General features: G+C 73.5%; 20 protein-coding genes. 6 read left to right on the plus strand and 14 right to left on the minus strand.

Translation table 11 applies throughout. From position 1 onward, the window contains the following. Positions 1-66 precede the first annotated feature (66 nt). On the minus strand, positions 67-1,008 hold the full coding sequence (locus tag OG906_RS05800) for a LysR family transcriptional regulator (RefSeq protein ID WP_329440643.1): 942 nt from the start codon (positions 1,006-1,008) through the stop codon (positions 67-69). A 71-nt stretch (positions 1,009-1,079) separates the two neighbouring features. On the opposite strand from OG906_RS05800, the gene OG906_RS05805 reads away from it, so the two are divergent. Beyond that, entirely contained in the window at positions 1,080-2,063 is a 984-nt protein-coding gene (locus tag OG906_RS05805) for a dihydrodipicolinate synthase family protein (RefSeq protein WP_329440645.1), read from the plus strand. A 476-nt stretch (positions 2,064-2,539) separates the two neighbouring features. Further along, positions 2,540-3,199: a transglycosylase SLT domain-containing protein gene (locus tag OG906_RS05810; protein WP_329440647.1), complete on the plus strand. Its 660-nt coding sequence runs from the start codon at positions 2,540-2,542 to the stop codon at positions 3,197-3,199. Positions 3,200-3,280: 81 nt separating this feature from the next. Here the strand turns inward: OG906_RS05810 and OG906_RS05815 are convergent, their stop codons facing one another. The 7 genes from OG906_RS05815 to OG906_RS05845 all read right to left on the minus strand — a co-directional run bounded on the left by OG906_RS05815 (position 3,281) and on the right by OG906_RS05845 (position 9,850). After that, on the minus strand, positions 3,281-4,978 hold the full coding sequence (locus OG906_RS05815) for a serine/threonine-protein kinase (protein WP_329440649.1): 1,698 nt from the start codon (positions 4,976-4,978) through the stop codon (positions 3,281-3,283). A 27-nt stretch (positions 4,979-5,005) separates the two neighbouring features. Continuing rightward, positions 5,006-6,709 (minus strand): peptide-N4-asparagine amidase, encoded by a 1,704-nt coding sequence (locus tag OG906_RS05820; RefSeq protein WP_443067355.1) that lies wholly within the window; start codon positions 6,707-6,709, stop codon positions 5,006-5,008. Positions 6,710-6,813: 104 nt separating this feature from the next. Beyond that, a complete protein-coding gene (gene rraA, locus OG906_RS05825; RefSeq protein ID WP_329440651.1) occupies positions 6,814-7,308 on the minus strand; it encodes a ribonuclease E activity regulator RraA in 495 nt (164 codons plus the stop codon). Positions 7,309-7,378: 70 nt separating this feature from the next. Then, positions 7,379-7,645, minus strand: a complete 267-nt coding sequence (locus tag OG906_RS05830) for a GlsB/YeaQ/YmgE family stress response membrane protein (protein WP_329440653.1) — start codon at positions 7,643-7,645, stop codon at positions 7,379-7,381. A gap of 92 nt (positions 7,646-7,737) precedes the next feature. Beyond that, the gene (locus OG906_RS05835; RefSeq protein WP_443067356.1) at positions 7,738-8,076 is read right to left on the minus strand and encodes a hypothetical protein; all 339 of its coding nucleotides are present in this window, start codon (positions 8,074-8,076) and stop codon (positions 7,738-7,740) included. Continuing rightward, a complete protein-coding gene (locus OG906_RS05840; RefSeq protein WP_329440655.1) occupies positions 8,073-8,942 on the minus strand; it encodes a hypothetical protein in 870 nt (289 codons plus the stop codon). The genes OG906_RS05835 and OG906_RS05840 overlap by 4 nt, the downstream gene beginning before the upstream one ends. Continuing rightward, positions 8,939-9,850 (minus strand): phosphatase PAP2 family protein, encoded by a 912-nt coding sequence (locus OG906_RS05845; protein ID WP_329447940.1) that lies wholly within the window; start codon positions 9,848-9,850, stop codon positions 8,939-8,941. Before OG906_RS05845 ends, OG906_RS05840 begins: the two co-directional genes overlap by 4 nt. 213 nt (positions 9,851-10,063) lie before the next feature. On the opposite strand from OG906_RS05845, the gene OG906_RS05850 reads away from it, so the two are divergent. Continuing rightward, positions 10,064-10,696 (plus strand): TetR/AcrR family transcriptional regulator, encoded by a 633-nt coding sequence (locus OG906_RS05850; RefSeq protein ID WP_267800936.1) that lies wholly within the window; start codon positions 10,064-10,066, stop codon positions 10,694-10,696. A gap of 143 nt (positions 10,697-10,839) precedes the next feature. Here the strand turns inward: OG906_RS05850 and OG906_RS05855 are convergent, their stop codons facing one another. Both OG906_RS05855 and OG906_RS05860 read right to left on the minus strand, forming a co-directional pair. Beyond that, on the minus strand, positions 10,840-11,382 hold the full coding sequence (locus tag OG906_RS05855) for a TerD family protein (RefSeq protein ID WP_329440658.1): 543 nt from the start codon (positions 11,380-11,382) through the stop codon (positions 10,840-10,842). 154 nt (positions 11,383-11,536) lie between these two features. Further along, positions 11,537-12,586, minus strand: coding sequence for a hypothetical protein (locus OG906_RS05860; protein ID WP_329440660.1), 1,050 nt, complete (start codon positions 12,584-12,586; stop codon positions 11,537-11,539). A gap of 273 nt (positions 12,587-12,859) precedes the next feature. Here OG906_RS05860 and OG906_RS05865 point away from each other — a divergent pair, with 273 nt between their 5' ends. Then, entirely contained in the window at positions 12,860-13,672 is an 813-nt protein-coding gene (locus OG906_RS05865) for a glutamate ABC transporter substrate-binding protein (RefSeq protein ID WP_267800930.1), read from the plus strand. Positions 13,673-13,801: 129 nt separating this feature from the next. Here OG906_RS05865 and OG906_RS05870 read toward each other — a convergent pair whose 3' ends face one another. After that, on the minus strand, positions 13,802-14,368 hold the full coding sequence (locus OG906_RS05870) for a DJ-1/PfpI family protein (RefSeq protein WP_267800928.1): 567 nt from the start codon (positions 14,366-14,368) through the stop codon (positions 13,802-13,804). 204 nt (positions 14,369-14,572) lie between these two features. Here OG906_RS05870 and OG906_RS05875 point away from each other — a divergent pair, with 204 nt between their 5' ends. Beyond that, a complete protein-coding gene (locus tag OG906_RS05875) occupies positions 14,573-15,397 on the plus strand; it encodes an endonuclease I family protein (protein WP_267800926.1) in 825 nt (274 codons plus the stop codon). 114 nt (positions 15,398-15,511) lie between these two features. Continuing rightward, a complete protein-coding gene (locus OG906_RS05880; RefSeq protein WP_329440665.1) occupies positions 15,512-15,856 on the plus strand; it encodes a DUF3040 domain-containing protein in 345 nt (114 codons plus the stop codon). A 77-nt stretch (positions 15,857-15,933) separates the two neighbouring features. On the opposite strand, the gene OG906_RS05885 is transcribed toward OG906_RS05880, so the two are convergent. Genes OG906_RS05885 through OG906_RS05895 form a run of 3 tightly spaced genes read right to left on the minus strand, consistent with a single transcriptional unit; the run spans position 15,934 to position 18,584 of the window. Then, positions 15,934-16,386 carry a GNAT family N-acetyltransferase gene (locus tag OG906_RS05885; RefSeq protein WP_329440667.1) on the minus strand — a complete coding sequence of 151 codons (453 nt, stop codon included), beginning with the start codon at positions 16,384-16,386 and terminating at the stop codon, positions 15,934-15,936. A gap of 41 nt (positions 16,387-16,427) precedes the next feature. After that, positions 16,428-18,077, minus strand: coding sequence for a beta-N-acetylhexosaminidase (locus OG906_RS05890; RefSeq protein WP_443067357.1), 1,650 nt, complete (start codon positions 18,075-18,077; stop codon positions 16,428-16,430). Positions 18,078-18,137: 60 nt separating this feature from the next. Beyond that, positions 18,138-18,584: a GlcG/HbpS family heme-binding protein gene (locus OG906_RS05895; protein WP_267829016.1), complete on the minus strand. Its 447-nt coding sequence runs from the start codon at positions 18,582-18,584 to the stop codon at positions 18,138-18,140. Positions 18,585-18,629 lie beyond the last annotated feature (45 nt).

An 18,629-nucleotide genomic window follows, 5' to 3' on the forward strand; every position in this document is an offset into this window, starting at 1 on the left:
CCCGCTCTGATCGGATCCGTCTGGATCATCGAACGTACACGGGCGGCACGCGGTGCGGGAGCCGTGTCACCCTCCGGCGCGCGGACTGGCCAGTTCCGGTGGACCGGCCAGTTCCGGTGGCACGGCGGCCCGCAGCGCCGCGCCGAACGCGGCCACCGCGGGGTGCCCGGCCGCACCGTCGCGGAAGGCGATCAGGGTCCGGCGCTGCATGAGGAGCCGGGTGAGGGAGACTCCCGGTTCGGTGCCGCGGATCCCGAGCTGGGGCACGACGGCCACCCCCTGGCCCGCCGCGACCAGGGCGAGGACGGTGGCGAACTCGTCCACCTGGTGCCGCACCCGGGGGGTGAACCCGGCCGCCTGGCAGGCCCGCACCGTCATGGCGTGACAGAGGGTGCCCGGCGTGGCGGTGATCCAGGGCGCGTCGGCCCTCGTCCGCAGCACCGCGCCCTGGTCGGGTCCGGCGTCCGCCCGGGTGCCCTCGGGGACGGCCAGGTACATCGCCTCTCCGTACAGGGGCTCGGTGGTGAGTCCGGGCTCCTCGGGCGTGGGGACGAAGTCGTACTCATGGACCAGCGCCACGTCCAGGTCGCCGGCGCGCAGCGCGTGCGCGACCGCCGCCGGGTCGGTCTCGGAGACCATCGGCTCCAGGCGCGGGTGGAGGCGGGCGAGGGCGACCAGGGCGGCCGGGACGATGGCGCGGGTCGCGGTGGGGAAGGACCCGACGCGCAGGACGCCGGCGAGACCGCCGCGCGCCTCGGCGAGGTCGGCCTCGGCCCGCTCCAGCCGTTCCAGGACGGCCTCGGCGTGGCGGACGAGATCCTCGCCGGCGGGGGTGAGGCGGACCCGGCGGCCGGTGCGTTCCAGCAGGGGCAGGCCGGCCTCGCGTTCCAGGACGCCGAGCTGCTGGGAGACCGCCGAAGGGCTGAAGGCGAGGGCTTCGGCCACGGCGGCGATGGTGCCGCGGCGGGCCAGTTCGCGCAGCAGGCGCAGGCGTCGTACATCGAGCATCGGCTCAGCTTACGCTTCGAGTAAGAAACGCGAACTGGATTCGACGAGTCGTGCGGGGCAGGCTGGTCGGCATGACACAGGACGCCCCGCAGGACACGGCGACGCCGACGCACGCGACCCTGGACCCGGACCGCGACGCGCGTCCCTTCCCGGGCGGGATCCACGTCCCGCTCGTCACCCCCTTCAACGCCGCCGGGCAGGTCGCCGTCGACGCCCTGGAGGCCCTCGCCCACGAGGTGCTCGACGCGGGCGCCCGGGGGATCGTCGCCCTCGGCACCACCGGCGAGAGCGCCGGCCTCGACGCGGCGGAGCGGGATCTGGTCACCGACGTCTGCGCCCGGGTCTGTCGGGAGCGGGGGGCGCCGCTCACCGTCGGCGCGGGGGCGAGCGGGACCCGGGCGAGCGAGGCCGCGCTGGCCCGGCTCGCGCGCCGGCAGCCGGTACGAGCGGCCCTGGTGACGGTCCCGTCGTTCGTGAGGCCCTCGGCGGCGGGGGTGCTGGCGCACTTCGAGCGCCTGGCCGGGGTGAGCCCCGTACCGCTGATCGTCTATCACGTTCCCTACCGGACCGGGCAGCCGCTGGACGCCGCCGCGCTCCGCGCGCTCGGGGAGCTGCCCGGTGTGGTCGGGGTGAAGTACGCGACCGGCGGCATCGACCAGGACGTCGTGGCGCTGCTCGGTGACCGGCCGGACGGTTTCGCGGTGCTGGCGGGCGACGACGCCTGCGCGTCACCCCTGTTGGCGATCGGCGCGGAGGGCGCGATCCTCGCCTCGGCCCACCTGGCGACGGAGCGCTTCGTGGAGCTCGCCGCGGCCTGGGAGGCGGGCGAGGTGTCGCGCGCGCGGGCGCTGGGCCACACGCTGGCCCGGCTGTCGGCGGCGCTCTTCGCGGAGCCGAACCCGGCGGTGGTCAAGGGGGTGCTGCACGCCCTCGGTCGGATCCCGACCCCCGACGTACGGCTCCCCCTGCTGCCCGCGTCCGAGGCGTCGGTGGCCGCCGCCCTGAAGGCCCTGGCGGAACTCGCCACCGACCCGACGGGAGGCATCGGGGCGTGAGCCCGGGCACGTGCTCCGGAGACGGCCGGAAGCGCCCCCGGAAGACGGACGGGACGCGAACCGGGACGTCGGCGCCGGGACGCGGCGCCGGTCGGGCGGAATTCACGCCGGAAAGAGACCGTCATGGGCGATTCGCCACCAACGGGCGGGTCGCCCGAATCCGGTAGACAGGGGGGCGACTTGCCCTGTTTTCCGCACGAGGCCGTCCGCCCGTGATGTGGGTCACGCGGGGCCCTTCAACATCAATTCCGCGAAACAGCCGGATTCCCTTTCCCTGGAAAGGGAATCGACATTCCCCGCTCCCCATTCCCAAGGTCATTAACCGGGCCGAATGCGGGATGTCGATCACCCGACGAAATTCCAGGCTTGTTCGGTCGCCACACGCTGTCTTACGGTCACCTCGTTCCCGGTGGGCCGGCGTTCATTCCCCTCACCGCCAGGGACGCTCCCCGCACCCCCACGTGAGGAATTCCGCCATGCCCGCAAAGGGAAAGCACCGTCGACCGAAGCAGCACTCGATCGTCCGCAAGCTGGCCATCGTCGGTACGGGCGGCGCCGCCCTGGCCCTCCCCCTGATCGGCGCGGGCACCGCCGGCGCGGCCGAGAGCATCGCCCCCACCACGTACTCCGTGGTCGCAGGCGACACGCTGTCCACGATCGCGGCCAAGCACGCGCTGAGCGGCGGCTGGGCGCAGCTCTACGAGGCGAACCGCGGGGTCGTCGGCGCCAACCCGGCGGTCATCCGGCCCGGGCTCAAGCTGTCCCTCGGCGCGGCGGCGAAGACCGCGGCGGCGGCGAGACCGGCGACCGCGTACACGAACAACCTGGACGGCTGGATACGCGAGTCGCTGGACGTGATGGCCCGGCACGGAATTCCCGGAACCTACGAGGGAATTCACCGCAACGTGATGCGGGAGTCCTCGGGCAATCCGCTGGCGATCAACAACTGGGACTCCAACGCCGCCGCCGGCATTCCCTCCAAGGGCCTGCTCCAGGTCATCGACCCGACCTTCCGCGCTTACCACGTGCCGGGCACGTCCGAGGACTCCTACGACCCGGTCGCGAACATCACCGCCGCCTGCAACTACGCGGCCGCCCGCTACGGTTCGATCGACAACGTCAACGGGGCGTACTGAGCACGTCCCCGCGGGTCCGGCCCGCCGGACACCGCGGCCGCGCCCCGTCGCGGGCTCCACGCGAGCGCGGCCGGCGGGGCGTCAGCCGCCGACCACCTTCTTGATCGTGCCGTCGATGCCCGCCAGGACGTAACCGCCCTGGCCGTAGGGGTCGCTGATGTAGGGGCGGACGGCCGGGGTGCCGTCCGACCACACGTCGAGGATGAGGTAGCGCTGGCTGGGCACGGCGACCGCCAGGCGCTCCTTGGACTCGTTCAGGAGGGTCGGCAGGACGTCCCACTTGACCGTGGACATGTCCATCAGCCGGCCGCCGGCGGGAATCGTCCCGCCCGGGGCGAGGCGCCGGGCGGCGCCGTCGCGGTACTGCCAGTTGTCGTACGTCTTCGCCCCGGGCGCGGTGGGGACGCCGGCCAGCATGTACTCCGGGTAGATCACCAGCCGCACGAACGTGGTCGTGCCGGTGCCCTGCTTGAGGGCCGCCAGGCCGGCGCGGGCGCCGTCGGGGGTGAGCAGGTCGACCCGGGAGGCGGCGGGCGGGCGGGAGTCGGTCCGTCCGGCGGGGGTGGAGGCGGACGGTGTGCCGGTGGCGGGCTTCGCTCCGGCCGGGCTCGCGCCGGTCGAGGGGTCGGCGGAACGGGAGGTCGTCGGGCCCCCCTTCGCGTTGTCGTGGGTGCCGTCGTCGCCGTCGCCCAGCAGGTTCACGGCCAGGGTCGCGCCACCCGCGAGGAGCAGGGCGACCAGAGCGGCGAGCAGTGCGGGGCGGCGGCGCGGGGTCCGGGCGGCGGGCACGGGGGTGGTCACGGCGTACGGGTTGCCGCCCGGTGGGCCGAAGGGCGCGCCGGGTGCGTTCACGGCCGTCGGGGGCGGCCCGTACGGCCCGAATCCGGGCGACGGCAGCGGTGCGGGGGCCGGTGGGGGCGGCGCGCCCTGGAGAGCGCTGCTCGCGTCGCGGAGCAGGTGTCCCAACTGCTCGGCGTCGGGCCGCGCGGCCGGGTCCCGCACCAACAGCCGTTCCAGTACGGGCCCCAGCGGTCCGGACCGCGTCGGCGCCGGAATGGGGTCCTCCAGCGTGGCGACCATGGTGGCCATGGTGGTGGCGCGGCGCAGCGGGTGGACCCCCTCGGCGGCGACGTACAGCATCATGCCGAGCGACCACAGGTCGGAGGCGGCCAGTCCCTCGGCGCCGCGCACCCGCTCGGGCGCGATGTACTCGGGCGAGCCGATCAGCGCGCCCGTCGAGGTGAGCGCGGTCGAGCCGTGCAACGCGGCGATGCCGAAGTCGGTGAGCACGGCCGAGCCCTCCGGCCGCAGCAGGACGTTGGCCGGTTTCACGTCACGGTGGAGCACCCCTTCGGCGTGCGCGGCCCGCAGCGCCGACAACACGTCGAGCCCGATCCGCAGGACGTCCGCGACGGGCATCGGCCCGGACTCCAGCCGGTCGTGCAGCGAGCCGCCCTTGACCAGCTCCATCACGATCCACGGATGTCCCTCGCCGCCCGGCGCGGGCTCCACGATGTGGTGGATCGTCACCACGTTCGGGTGGGTGAGCCGGGCGAGTGCCCGGGCTTCGCGCACGGCCCGTTCGCGCAGTTGGACGACGAGTCCGGGCTGCGCGGCCGCGGTCGCCGGGTCCGGCGGGCGCACCTCTTTCAGGGCGACGTCGCGGTGCAACGCGATGTCGCGGGCGCGCCACACCGTGCCCATGCCTCCGGCGCCCAGAGGGCCGATCAGTTCGAAGCGGCCGTCGACCAGCTGTCTGCCGGCCTCACTCGTGTCCATGGGCGGTCATCGTAGGCGGCGCGGGCGTCAGCAGCTCCGCCGGTCCACCGTCAGCATGCCCTGCACCGTCGTGAGCGTGCGGTCGTAACAGCCCCCGGGCGTCTGCGATCCGTACAGCCGGTACCGTGCCGTGGTGGTGGCCACCGCGTGGCGCTCCTCGCGCGGGACGTTCGCGGTGTAGCTCGCGTCGCCCGTGTACCGGTCGTCGAGCCGTGAACGGTCGATCTCGCGGCCGCCGCGCAGGACGACGGTGTCGGCGCGGTCGCCGAGGGACAGGACGGTGCGCAACCGGTCCCCGGCGCCCAGGGTGGTCTCGCCGTCCATCGTGTACGCGCGCGCCGTGCGGGTGGTCGTCGGGCCGCGGGTCACGCTCTCCCGGTCGGTCCACTCGGCGGTGAGGGCGTCACGGCTCTCCCCCTCGGTCCAGCGGTGCGTGGAGGTGTGCCGGACGGTGCGGGTGACGGTGGTGGCGACCCTGCCGTGGGAGGTGTCGAGGTGCCCCGCGACGGTCAGCTCGTGGCCGCCGGTGGTGTCCAGTCGGTGTTCGGCGCCGGGGGTCCAGCGGGAGGAGCCCGCAGGTGCGACCTCTTCGTGCCGGGTGAGGGCGCCGGTGACGACGGCCCGGCCGGCGTCCTGCCAGATCAGCAGGTTGGTGGGGGTGCTCCAGCCGGCCTGCCCGGCCGGGACGCCGGCCACGGACACCTCGATCCGGTGCGGGCGGCCGTCGTTGAGGAGCGCCGCGTAGGGCGTGAGGTCGTAGCGGATCGGCTGCACGTCGAAGGCGCGGGGGCCCGGGGTCACGTACCAGAGGAAGGGGTTGGACCAGCCGCCGGTCCAGACGGTCGGGAAGGGGGCGGCGAGGCCGGCGAGCTGTCCGTCGACGAGGACGCGGACCTCGCGGTGGGGCCCGTCGGTCGCCTTGCAGGAGTAGGGAGCGGCGTCCGGGACGGTCAGGTACCAGTACTCCTCGCAGCCGCCGCCCGAGCCGGTCGCGTACACCTCCGCCAGCAGGCGTTCGGTGTTGCGCGGGGTGGTGACCGCGGGGGTGGTGAGCGGGAGGACGCGGTCCGGGGTGTCCGCGGCGGGTCGGGTGCGGCCGTCGGAGGCGTGGAAGGTGAGGGTGACCTCGACGTCGATCACGCCGGTGTAGGTGTCGTTGACGACGTTGCCTATCAGCATCTCGACGGGCTGGGGACGGCTGAGGGTGTCCCGGTAGTGGGTGACGTCCTTCTCCACGGACCAGGTGATGCCGTCGGGCGAGGGCTCGGGGGTGGAGGTGCGCAGGATCTCCACCCCGCCGAGGGTGAGGTTGCCCAGGCGGTCGTACTGGCGGCCCTTGACCTTGCCGTCGAGGCGGAGCACCACCTTGGCCCAGTCGCCGCGGCCACAGCCGCTCGGGGGCGCGTACTCGCCCCGGTAGGGGGTGAAGTCGACGAACCGGGCCTGTGCCAGGGTCACCCGGCAGGACCGGGTCGGGGGCCGGGTCACGGGTGGGCCGGGTGTGAGCGGGTCGTGCCAGTCGCTCCCGAACTCGGCGGGAGGCTCGGCCCCGGCGGCCACGGGCGCGGAAGCGGGCGCGACGGGAGGCGCGGGTGCGGGCCGGGAAACGGGTGCGGCGGGGGAAGCGGGTGCGGCGGGCGGGGCCGCGGCCGCCGGTGTCCCGGCGCCGGCCAGGGTGGCCGCGGCGAGCGCGAACGCGCCGAGCAGGCCCGTGATCCTGTGTCGTCTCATGGTCCCGAAGTGAAGCCCGGCCCGACCGGGCGCCGCCAGGGCGGCCGGCCCGACGGTGGCCGGTTCTCGCCCGTGCCCCGCACGGCGCGCCGCGCCGGGTGCGGTCAGGCCTCGTGCGGGCCGGCGGGCAGCAGGACCACGCCGTCGTCGTCGGCGTGGACGACGTCGCCGGGGCGGAAGGTGACACCGCCGATGGTGACCGGTTCGTCGACGGCGCCGGCGCCCGTCTTGCCGCTCTTGCGCGGGACCGTGCCCAGCGCGAGGATCCCGAGGTCCAGGCCGCCGAGTGCGACGCTGTCGCGCACGGCGCCGTTGACGATCATCCCGGCCCAGCCGTTGGCGTGTGCCGCCCCGGCGATCAGGTCCCCGGTGAGGGCGGTCCGCAGCGAACCGCCGCCGTCCACGACGAGGACCGCGCCGTCGCCGGGCGTGTTGACCAGTTCGCGCACGAGGGCGTTGTCCTCGTGGCAGGTGACCGTGCGCACCGGGCCGGCGAAGAGCCCACGGCCGCCGAACCGGCGGAACCGCGTGGCGCAGACGGCGAGGAACTCGCCGTGCTCGTCGTACAGGTCGGAGGTGGGGACGGGGGTGACGCTCATGTCGCTCTGGACTCCTCGCGGTCGTACGTCGCGCCGTGCGGGCCCAGCGTAGGTGGCGGCCGGGCGGGCGTCAGCGGCGGGAGTGCCCGAAGAGGATCCGGTAGGCGACGAGGAGCACGAACGAGCCGGCGATCGCGGAGCCCCAGGTGGCCGCGTCGAAGAACTCGGTCTGGATCGGCCGGTCCAGGAACTTCGCGGAGAGCCAGCCGCCGGTGAAGGCGCCCGCGATGCCGATGAGGGTGGTGATGATCAGGCCGCCGGGGTCGCGTCCGGGCAGCAGCAGCTTCGCGATGCCTCCGGCGAGCAGCCCCAGGATGATCCAGCCGACGATGCCCATGGTCGTTCACTCCGCTCAGGTCGCGCCGTGACGCGTGCGTACGCGTTCTCACGAGGGAGGACGCGTCGCCGGCCGAAACGGTTCTCTGCGGGTCAGCCGCGCCGCACCCGGGCCGCGTACCCGACGGTGACGACGGCGGCCGCGGCGGCCGCGGCGGCGCCCAGCGTCAGGAGGCCGCCGCGGGAACGGTAGGAGAGCACGGAGAAGGTCGAGCACGCTGAGAGCGCGGAGCCGACGCTGAGCCAGGATCCCGACGAACCCAGTGACAGGGCCGAGCCGATCGACGCGGCCGAGAGCGCCGAGCCGATCGAGGCGACCGACAGCACGCTGCCGACGGAGCCGATGGAGAGCACCGAGTCCACCGAACCGATGGACAGCACCGAGTTCTTGGACCACAGGGAGAGGGACGACCGCTCGATCATGCCGGTCATGCTGCCACATGGTGGGTCGGCAGGGCGGTGGGCACGGAAGCCTGTTCACCCGGCGTCGTCCTGGTGAGCAGGAGCACCCCCCGGCCGGCCGCGAAGGCGCCGGCCACGGCGAGGACGATGCCCGTGGCCCCGCCCTGGAGGCGTTCGCCGAGCAGGACCATGCCGATCGCGGCGGCGGCGAGCGGGTTGGCGAGGTTGACCACGGCCAGGGGCGCCCCGAGTCCGCCCCGGTAGGCGCGTTGGGACAGGAGCATCCCGCCGACCGCGAACACCACGACGAGCAGGGCGACCGCGATCACCCGGACGCTGAGCAGGGCTCCCCCGCGGCCTCCCGCGACGGTGACGGTCTGGGTCAGGGCCGAGGCGGCGGCGGAGGCGAGTCCGGACGCCGTGGCGTGCCGCAGTCCCGAGCGCACGTCGCCGCGGACCGTCAGCATCATGATCACGGCGGCGGTGGCGCCCGAGACGGCGAGCGCTTCGGTCAGGGTGAGGGTGTCGTCGGGGGCCGGGCCGGAGGCCGGGAGGAGGAGCAGGCCGAGGCCCGCGACGGTGGCGAGGGTGCCCCGCCATTCGGTGGCCGCCACCCGCCGGCCGGCGCCGCGCGCCCCGAGCGGTACGGCGGCGACGAGGGTGAGGGCGCCGAGCGGCTGGACGAGGGTCAGCGGCCCGTACCGCAGTGCGGCGGCGTGCAGCAGCGCCGCGGCGGCGTTGAGTCCGGCCGACCACCACCAGGCGCCGTTGCCGAGGAGCGCGCCGGCGCTGCGGGCGACGGCGGCGCGGGCGAGGCGTTCCTGGGCGACCGCGGCGGCCGCGTAGGTCACGGCGGAGGCCAGGCAGAGGGCGACGGCGAGGGCGGTGGCGTTCATCGTCCGGCTCCCGCGGTCGCGGGGACGGGCGCGGCCGGGTCCCCGGCCGCGTTCCCGCCCGCGCGGGCGGGGAGGTCCGGGCCGAAGGCGACCCGGGCCGCGTCGGCGGGACGCCGGGCGGGTGACGGGACCGACCGGCCCGGCGGCGCCGGCCGCGACGCCGGCTCCCGGGCCGGTTCGGCTGCCGGTCGCGGGACGACCAGCAGCGCGGCCCCCAGCAGCACGGTGGCGACGATCGCGTCGAGCCAGTAGTGGTTGGCGGTCCCGACGACCACGAGCAGGGTCATCAGGGGGTGCAGCAGCCACAGGACCCGCCACCGCGAGCGGGTGGCGGCGATCATCCCGAGGGCCAGCATCAGCGCCCAGCCGAAGTGCAGCGAGGGCATGGCCGCGAACTGGTTGGCCATGGTGTCGGCGGCGGGTGCGGCCCGGTAGACGGTGGGCCCGTACACCTGCCCGGTGTCCACGAGGTGCGCGGCGTCGAGCATCCGCGGCGGCGCCAACGGGAAGCTCAGGTGGATCGCGAGGGCGGCCGCGGTGAGGACCGCGAGCACCCGTCGGGTCCACAGGTAGTGGCCGGGGCGGCGGAGGTAGAGCCAGACGAGGAAGAGCACGGTCGCCGGGAAGTGCACGGCGGCGTAGTAGGTGTTCGCGACGTGTATCAGGGCGTCGCCGTGCAGGAGCAGCCGCTGTATCGCGCCCTCGCCGGGCAGGTGCAGGGCGCGTTCGGCGTCCCAGATCCGCGTGGCGTTGCGGAAGGCCTCGTCGGTGCGGCCCGTCGAGAGCGTCCGGCCCGCCTTGTAGACGGCGAAGAGGCCCGCGACGAGCAGCAGCTCGCGGACGAGTCTGCGTCGTGCCGCTCTCGAACCTGCCGGTGGTGGGTCCGCGGGTGTGGTGTGGGAGGTCATCCCCCGGTCTCGCTTCCTGTCCTCGGCGCACGGCTGGTTCGGGGCTCGTCCGGTCAGGGCCTCGCCGTACATCGACACGCCAGTGTATCGATACATTGGCGTATCGATACGCAGGTGTACCGATACGCTGGCGTAGCCGTACACTCGAACCACGCCGGACGGCAGAGCGAGCCGCCCGGGCCCGCAGCACGCCGCCGAGGAGGGCCGCATCCCATGACGTCGACCCCGTCGACCAGCGCGCGTCGTTCCAAGATCAGCCCGGAGCGGGTGCAGGAGTTCTACGACGCCGTGCTGGAGCAGCTGCGCGAGCACGGGTACGAGGCCCTCACCATGGAGGGTGTCGCCGCGCGCGCCTGCTGCGGCAAGTCCACGCTCTACCGGCAGTGGAAGACCAAGCCGCGGCTCGTCGCCGCCGCCCTGCGCGCGAACCGGCAGGGCACCCTGGCGGCCGTGGACACCGGAACCCTCGCGGGTGACCTGCGCGAGGCGGCCCGCATCGCGGCCGGCACCTCCGGCCGGGACACCCGGCTCTCCCAGGCGCTCGGCCACGCCGTGCTCGGCGACGAGGAACTCCAGGCCGCCCTGCGCGAGGCGCTGGTGGAACCCGAACTCGCGGCGTTCGACGCGATGGTGGCGCGGGCGGTGGCGCGGGGCGAGGTCGCCGCGAACCATCCGGCCGTGGAGTTCCTGCCGGCGCAGCTGATGGGCGTCCTGCGGATCCGGCCGGTGCTGGAGGGGCGGTACGCCGACGCGGACTATCTGGTGCGGTTCGTCGACGCGGCCCTGCTGCCCGCGCTCGGCATCACCCCCGCCGACGCGGCGACCGCACCCGGCACCACCCCCTGAGACAGGCGGGCCGCCGTCCCCGATGACCGGGCGGCGACCCGCCCGCGCTGCCACGTGGGGACGGCGGCAGCGCGCCGGCCGGACCGGGCGGCGGGCACTCGCACGACGAGTGACCGCCGCCCGATCTGATCGGCCGCATCAGGTCAGGACCGGGCGGCCCCCATGATGCGGGTGAACTCCTCCGGCTCGGTGTCGAACCCGCGCTCGCTCGCATCCAGTGACCAGCCGCCCGAAGCGTCCCGGGCGAACTCCGCGACCGTGGCCGCGGTGGATCCTGCGACGCCCTCGAAGTCGGACGCGGCGAGTTCGGTGTAGCCCTCGCGGATCCGCAGTCCGGTACCGGCCACGGAGGCGAAGGTCTTCGTGCGGGCACCCTGCGGGCCGGGGTCCTGGATCACCACCCCCACCACCACCCGGACCAACTCGGTCGACATGCGGTTCAGTTCGACGGTCATCACCTCGTCGAAGCCGAAGCCCTGCCCGGTGTCGCTGTCCCGGTCGAGGGTGATGGTGCCGTCGGGTGCGCGGCTGCCGAAGTGGACGAGGTAGACGGGGTGGCCGTACGGATCCGCCGCCCCGTAGACCGCGGCCAGTATGTCGAGGTCGTGCGCGGGCGCACCGGTCGGGCTGGGGTCCCACCGCAACGCGATCTCCACCTTGGCCAGGCTCTTGCGTATTCCGCTCATCGAACTCCCCCTCCGCACACCGGGCATTGCCCGGCCATGCTGTCACGCGCCCGCGATCACCGCGTCGACGACCGCATGTTCCCGGCCAGTCGGGATCCGCCGCCGACGGGCGGCCGGGGGCGGTCGGTCGGCCCCCGCCGCCCGCGCCGACCCGCTACCAGTCGCCGTCCTGGACGGGCTTGCCCGGGCGGGGGGCATTGCCCAGCGGATGGGTCTGGGACACGGTCGGGGCGACCCACGGGGTGTGGTCGTCGCCGATCCAGTCGCCGACCGGCTTGACCGCACCGAGGGTGTCGGTGGCGGGCAGGTCGGTGCCGCTCTCGTCGTAGTAGTCGAACCACGGCAGCCCGGCCCGGGTGTAGGCGGCCCGGTCGACCGGCGAGGGCGGGGCGGGCTCGCCGGTGATGCGCCGCCACTCGGGCGGGGTCACCAGGTGGACGAAGACGCGCGCGGCCGGTTCCTCGGCCCAGTCCGACGGGGGCCGCGTGTCCTCGTACACCTCCTGGCGCATGGAACCGCCCACCCCCAGGCCCATCGCGGGAGCCGATCGCGCGGGGGCCGCGGCCCGAGGGGCCACGGGCGCGCTCCCCGGGGCCGCCGGCGCCGGCGCGCCGCCGTACCCTGCGAACGCGGCCGGCATCGGCGGCGGGGTCAGCCGGGCCCGCTCCTGCTCGCGCCAGCGCCGCAACGGCTCGGGGCCGAGCGGGAACGCCTGGAGCTGCACGCCGCCCGTGGTCTCCTCGCCGGTGACCTGTCCCTCGACCGTGGCGCCGAGGCCGAGCGGCACGGCGACGAACTGACGCACCGTCCCCTGGCCCGAGTTGATCCCGTCCAGCCACGGCTGGCGCGGGAGCACCACGTAGTTCTGCGGGCGGCGCGCGAGCCGTCCCGTCCACCGCTCGCCCGAGACGGCGCAGACCTTGCCGACGCCGACCTGGAGCGCGGCGGGCTCCCGGGTGCCCGCGAAGCTCAGCCACATCGCCTCGCGCAGGTGGACCGGCAGCATCACCCCGCCCTTGGCGAGCCACTCGGCCGGAACCGTGTCCGGGTGGTCCTCGACCCGTCGCAGCGGAAACTCCCCGAGCCCCGGAGGGAGCCCGTGCGTACCCGACTCCGGGAGGCGCAGGGTTCGGATGAACCTGATCTGCGCGCCGTCGCCGAGCTGCAGCGCGTTCCCGTTGATCCGTACCGAACCGTTCACCACGCCGTTCCCCCTTGTCCGGCTACGCCCCGGATCGACCGGTAAATCTTTGGCCGAACCGGATTGTTACCCTCAAGTTTTCCTCAGATGTAGTGACGGTGTGCCCGTCACCTTCCTAGCTTCCTCCTACACGTGCGCGACGACCCCGCGGTTCCGCGCGTGCCCGGAACCTCACCGGCTCCGCTCCCCGCGCCACCCCGTACCGACCCGGTACTCCGCACGACACCGTTCGCCCCCGTTCCCGCGTGATCCGCGTTCCCGAGGAAAGAGTGCAGCATGAAGGTTCCCAAGGCCGGTGCGGTCGCCGCAGTGATCGCCCTCGCCGTCACCGCCTCCGGGTGTGGCGGTGACGACCCCAAGGAGCCCATCGGCATCGGGATCAAGTTCGACCAGCCCGGAATCGGGATGCGCGAGCCCGACGGAACCTTCACCGGTTTCGACGTCGACGTCGCCACGTACATCGCGAAGGAGCTCGGCTACAAGCCGAGCGAGATCGAGTTCAAGCAGGTATTCAGCTCCGACCGGGAACTGCTGATCCAGTACAACGAGGTCCAGTTCGTCGCCGCGAGCTACTCGATCAGCGACAAGCGCAAGGAGAAGGTCGACTTCGCCGGCCCGTACTTCATCGCGCACCAGGACCTGATGGTCCGGGCCGACGACAACAGCATCACCAAGGCCGAGGACCTCAACTCCAAGAAGCTCTGTTCGGTCACCGGCTCGACCTCCGCCGAGAACGTCAAGAAGAACCTCGCGCCGAAGGCGAGCCTGCTGGAGCTCGGCAGCTACTCGGAGTGCGTCGTCGCCCTCCAGGCGCGCGAGGCCGACGCCATGACCACCGACAACTCCATCCTGGCCGGCTACGCGGCCCGGAAGGAGTACGCGGGCAAGTTCAAGCTGATCGGGTTGAACCTCAGCAACGAGAACTACGGCATCGGCATCAAGAAGGGCAACGCGGACCTCCAGCGCAAGATCAACAGCGCGCTGACGAAGATGGTCTCGGACGGCTCCTGGGACGCGGCCGTGAAGAAGAACTTCGGCCCCGCGAACTACAAGAACGAGCCCGCCCCGCGGGTCACCTCGGGCAACTGACGATCGTCGGCGCCGGGGGCGAGCCCCCGGCGCCGACGGGTGTGGACCGCACGCGGCCGATCACGCGCCGCCGACCGGGCCCGGCCCACCCCCGGCGGGCCGACATCCGGGGGCCGGCATTCCCGTGCGTCAGACCACCGGGGCCTTGCCGCGCAGCACGGTCAGGAACTCCCTCATCCAGGCCGAGTGGTCCGGCCAGGCGCGGGCCGACACCAGGGTCCCGTCCACCACCGCCTCGGAGTCCTCGAAGCGCGCGCCCGCGGCCTTCATGTCGAGTTCCAGGGCCGGGTACGCGGTGACCCGGCGGCCCTCCAGGGTCCCTGCGGCGGCGGTGATCAAGGGGCCGTGGCAGATCTGCGCGATCGGCTTGTCGGCCTCGGCGAAGGCGGCCAGGATGCGTCGCACCTCGGGGTCGTTGCGCAGGTACTCGGGCGCCCGCCCGCCCGGGACGACGACGGCCTCGTAGTCCTCCGTCACCACGTCGGCGAAGGCGATGTCGGCGGGCCAGGTGTAGCCGGGCTTCTCGGTGTAGGTGTCGAACCCGTCCTCGAAGTCGTGCACCACGAAACGGAGTTTCTTGACCGCCGGGGCCGCGATGTGGACCTCGTAGCCTTCCTCGCGCAGTCGCTGGTAGGGGTAGAGGACCTCCAGCGACTCCGCTGCGTCGCCGGTGACGATGAGGATCTTCGTTGGCATGGGCTGCTCCCGGTGGGGATTTCGCACGGTTCGGGCCCTCGCTACCGTGCCCTTGCCCCGACGCGGACAAACACAAGATCCGCACGCAGGACACATCCTTTTTACCTGTTGGGCGCATGACAATGTCAGCCTCGCTCTGCCACCTGACACCCCGCCAACCGCCTTGGCGGGGACGGTGCGTGATGGAGAGGCATCCCCCACGTCATGAGAATCTCCCGAATCGCTCCCTGTGCGGCCGGCCTCGCGGCCGCCTCGCTCGTCCTCATACCGGCCACCGCTTCGGCCGGCTCGCAGCGGACGGCGGCTCCCCACGTCGCGCCCGCCGCGGCCGGCGCCGCCGCGGCCTACGACGACTACTACGCCCCGGCGCAGGGCAAGACCGGCGCCGCGCTGAAGACCGCGCTCCACGGCATCATCAAGACCCAGACCAAGGTGTCGTACGACGGCGTGTGGAACGCCCTGAAGGTCACCGACCAGGACCCCGCCAACCCGAACAACGTCATCCTCGTGTACTCGGGCCGCTCGCAGTCCAAGACCTCCAACGGGGGCGGCGCCAACGACTGGAACCGCGAGCACGTCTGGGCCAAGAGCCACGGCGACTTCGGCACCGCGACCGGCCCCGGCACGGACCTGCACCACCTGCGTCCCGAGGACGTGACGGTCAACAGCACCCGCGGCAACAAGGACTTCGACAAGGGCGGCAGCCCGGTGTCCGAGGCCTCCGGCAGCTTCACGGACTCCGACTCCTTCGAGCCGCGCGACGCGGTCAAGGGCGACGTGGCCCGGATGCTGCTCTACATGGCCGTGCGCTACGACGGGGAGGACGGCTTCGCGAACCTCGAACTCAACGACAAGGTCAACAACGGCTCCGCCCCGGCGATGGGCCGGATCAGCGTGCTGAAGCAGTGGAGCCTCCAGGACCCGCCGGACGCCTTCGAGCAGCGCCGCAACCAGGTCATCTTCGATACGTACCAGCACAACCGGAACCCGTTCATCGACCACCCGGAGTGGGTCGGCTCCATCTGGTGACCGATCCCGGCAACCATGACGTCCTCCGGCGGTTGACGCGCGTCAGGCCGGGTATTCGCAGCGCACAGGCTGCGTTCCGCGCCCGACGGCGGCAGCCGACGGAGGTACGTCGTCATGGGTGGAGCCGGACTTTCCGATCACGAGCAGCGCGCCCTCTCCGAGATCGAGGCACAACTCAAGGGTGACCGGTCACTGAACCGCCGACTGCGCTCCGCGAGCCTGAGACAGCGGATCGTGACGGCCTGCGGGCTGGGCGCGCTGACCGTGGCCCTCCTCGTCGCGGCCGCCATCACCGTGGCGCAGCCGCTGATCTGGTCCTTCGCGGCCGCCTGGATCCTCACCGTGGTCATGTCGCTGCCGCTGATCGGCCAATGGGTCCGGCGGCGGTGGCAGCTGCGCGACCACTCGCCCCGGCGCGAGCCGCAGGACCCGCAGAGCCGCTCGGGCCCGGTGCGCTGACCGCCGGGGTTCACCGGCCGCCGCGGTTCACTGGTGCTGCGGTCCACTGGCTGCCGCGGTCCACTGGCTGCCGCGGTTCACTGGCTGCCGAGCGCCATCCACTTCTCCGGGTGGTCCAGGGGTGCGAAGCCGACCTTCGCGTAGACCTCGTGCGCGTCGGCCGTGGCCAGCAGGATCCGCCGCAGCCCGTACGGCTCCAGGTGGTCCCGGACCGCGGCGGCCAGGGCCGTGCCCAGGCCCTTGCCCCGGGCGTCCGGGGCGATGTAGACGTCGCACAACCAGCCGAAGGTGGCCCGGTCGGTGACGACGCGGGCGTAGCCCAGCTGGGCGTCCGAGGCGCTGTCGTACACCCCGAAGTTGAGTGAGCCGGCGAGGGCCGCGTCCTGCTTCTCTCGGCTGCGGCCGAGCGCCCAGTAGGAGTCCTCGGACAGCCAGCGGTGGATCAGCGCGGCGTCGAGCCGGGCCGGGTCGGTGGATATCTCGAAGCCGCTCGCAAGCGCGTGGGCCGTGGTCCGGAGTTCGTCGTTCATGGACCGATCCAATCAACGCGGACCGGTGTTGGCCAACGGATTCAGCGCAGTCCGTCGGCGAGCGAGCGGAACGCGGCCCAGTCGAGGCTCGGGGTCCTGGAGTCCCAGAGCTTCTGCGACAGGGCGGCCAGCGGGAGCCGGATGCCCTCGGCCACCTGCGCCTGGGTCTGGGACCCGGCCAGGTCGGCCCAGACGGCGAGCCGGCCGCCGAGGATCTGGTCGTCGTACGAGGCGGGCACGGGCGTCGTGCCGCGCAGGACCAGCGGGGTCCACTGCTCGTAGATCCGCCGGCCGGTGGGGTAGGCGAAGTCGTTCGGCTGGCCCAGGACGTAGTACAGGTACTCGTCGTTGAGGTTGACGACCTTGCGGCCCTCGCGGAGGTAGGCGAGGGGAGGTCGGGCGCCGAGCTCCTTGCCCGTCCAGTACTCGACCTGGAGGTCCTTGGCGGCGGGGACCACTCCCCCGGTGAAGAAGCCGTCGTTCCAGGCCTTGAGCGTCTTGCCCGAGGGGCGTACGACGGCGGCCCGGTCGTTGAGCCAGCCCGCGGCCAGGTCCTGCACCCGCGCGGACGGCCCGTAGCGCTGTCGGGCGGCGGCGGCGAGCTGCGGGAAGGAGGCCTGCGGGTCCTTGACCACCAGGGCCTGGTACTCGTCGGCGCCCAGGTGCCAGGCGCCGCCGGGGAAGAGCGGGATGTACTCGCGCAGGAGCTCGTCCACGAGCTTCGCCGACGCCGGGTTCGCCATGTCGACGGCGCCCTTGACCGGGCGCCCCCGCACGTCGCGCAGCTGGAGGTCCGGGTGGGCGCGCAGGACCGCGCCCAGGTGTCCGGGCGAGTCGATCTCCGGGACGACGGTGATGTGCAGGCGGGCGGCGAGCGCGGTGATCCGGCGCACGTCCGCCTTCGTGAGGTGCGGGGTGGAGACGATCTCCGGATGGGAGGTGGACTCGATCCGGAAGGCCTGGTCGTCGGAGAAGTGCAGACCGAGCTGGTTGAGCTTGAGGTCGCCCATCTCGCGCAGCCGGTCCTCGATCCAGTCGGGGGTGAAGTTCTTGCGCGCGATGTCGAGGTTGAGTCCGCGCTGCGGTTTGGCGGGGGCGTCGCGCACCGTGCCCTCGGGTGCCTTGCCGGCCGTGCGTATCTCCTGCTTGAGCGTGCGGGTGCCGTAGAAGACGCCGGCCTCGTCGGGTCCGGTGATGCGCACCCGGCCGTCCCCGACGGTGAGGGTGTAGGACTCGGGCGCTCCGGAGTTCTTCGCGCCCAGCGCGAGTTCCACGTCGCCGGGGCGCGGGTCGGCCGACTGCGCGAAGCCCATCTTGAGTTCGCCGGCGAGCAGCCGGCCCTCGTCGGACAGGGCCGCCGCGTCGGCGGGCGGTACGACGACCCGGGCGGCCGGCGCGGGCTTCCAGCCGGGGCCGCGGGCCGGCGCGTGTTCGCGTACGGCGGGGACCGTGCGGGGGGCCGTGGACAGCGGGTACGAGGGCGTGGGGCTCGGCTCGGGGGTGGGCGGCGCCGACGGCGGCGGGGAGCCCGGCGTGGTGCCGGGCCCGGTGCCGGTGGCCTGCGGGGTCTCCGCCCCGCGGGCGCTGTCGGAGCCGGCCGAGCATCCGGGCAGGACCAGGGAGACCACGGCGGCGACCGTTGCCGTCGCGATGGCCCGACCTTTCCTGTGCTTCGTCGATTGCCGCATCATGCGCTCGTGTCCCCCGTACCCAACCTGGCACGGGGGACACGGGCTCGCGACCCGGGAGGGTCAGACCAGCGCGGCGAGGGTCTCCAGCGCGGCGACGGCGAAGCCGTGGTCCTGCTCGGGGGCCCCGCCGCCGACGCCGATGGCGCCGACGAGCCGGCCGTCGCGGTGGACCGGCAGGCCTCCCGCGATGAACAGGAGCGGCCGGTCCAGTGCGGTCGGCAGGGTGTGGAAGGGGGCGCCGGGCTGGACGGCCTCGACGAGGTCGGCGGTCGGGGCGTTCAGCTGGAGGGCGGTGTACGCCTTGCGGGTGCTGGTCTCGCCGGAGATCAGGACGGCCCGGTCGTCGCGGCGGAAGGCGAGCGGGTGGCCGCCCGCGTCGAGGACGGTGACGCTGACGGTGACCCCGGCCTCCTCGGCCGCGGCGCGGGCGGCGCCGAGCAGCAGTTCGGCGTCCTCGGTGGTCAGCGGGGCGACGGCGGTGCGGGTGGCGGTGGTGGTGCCGGACATGGGGGTGCTCCTGGGGTGTCGGTGAACGGAGTGTGGGGACTCGGG

The organism is Streptomyces sp. NBC_01426 (assembly GCF_036231985.1).
Classification (GTDB): Bacteria; Actinomycetota; Actinomycetes; order Streptomycetales; family Streptomycetaceae; genus Streptomyces.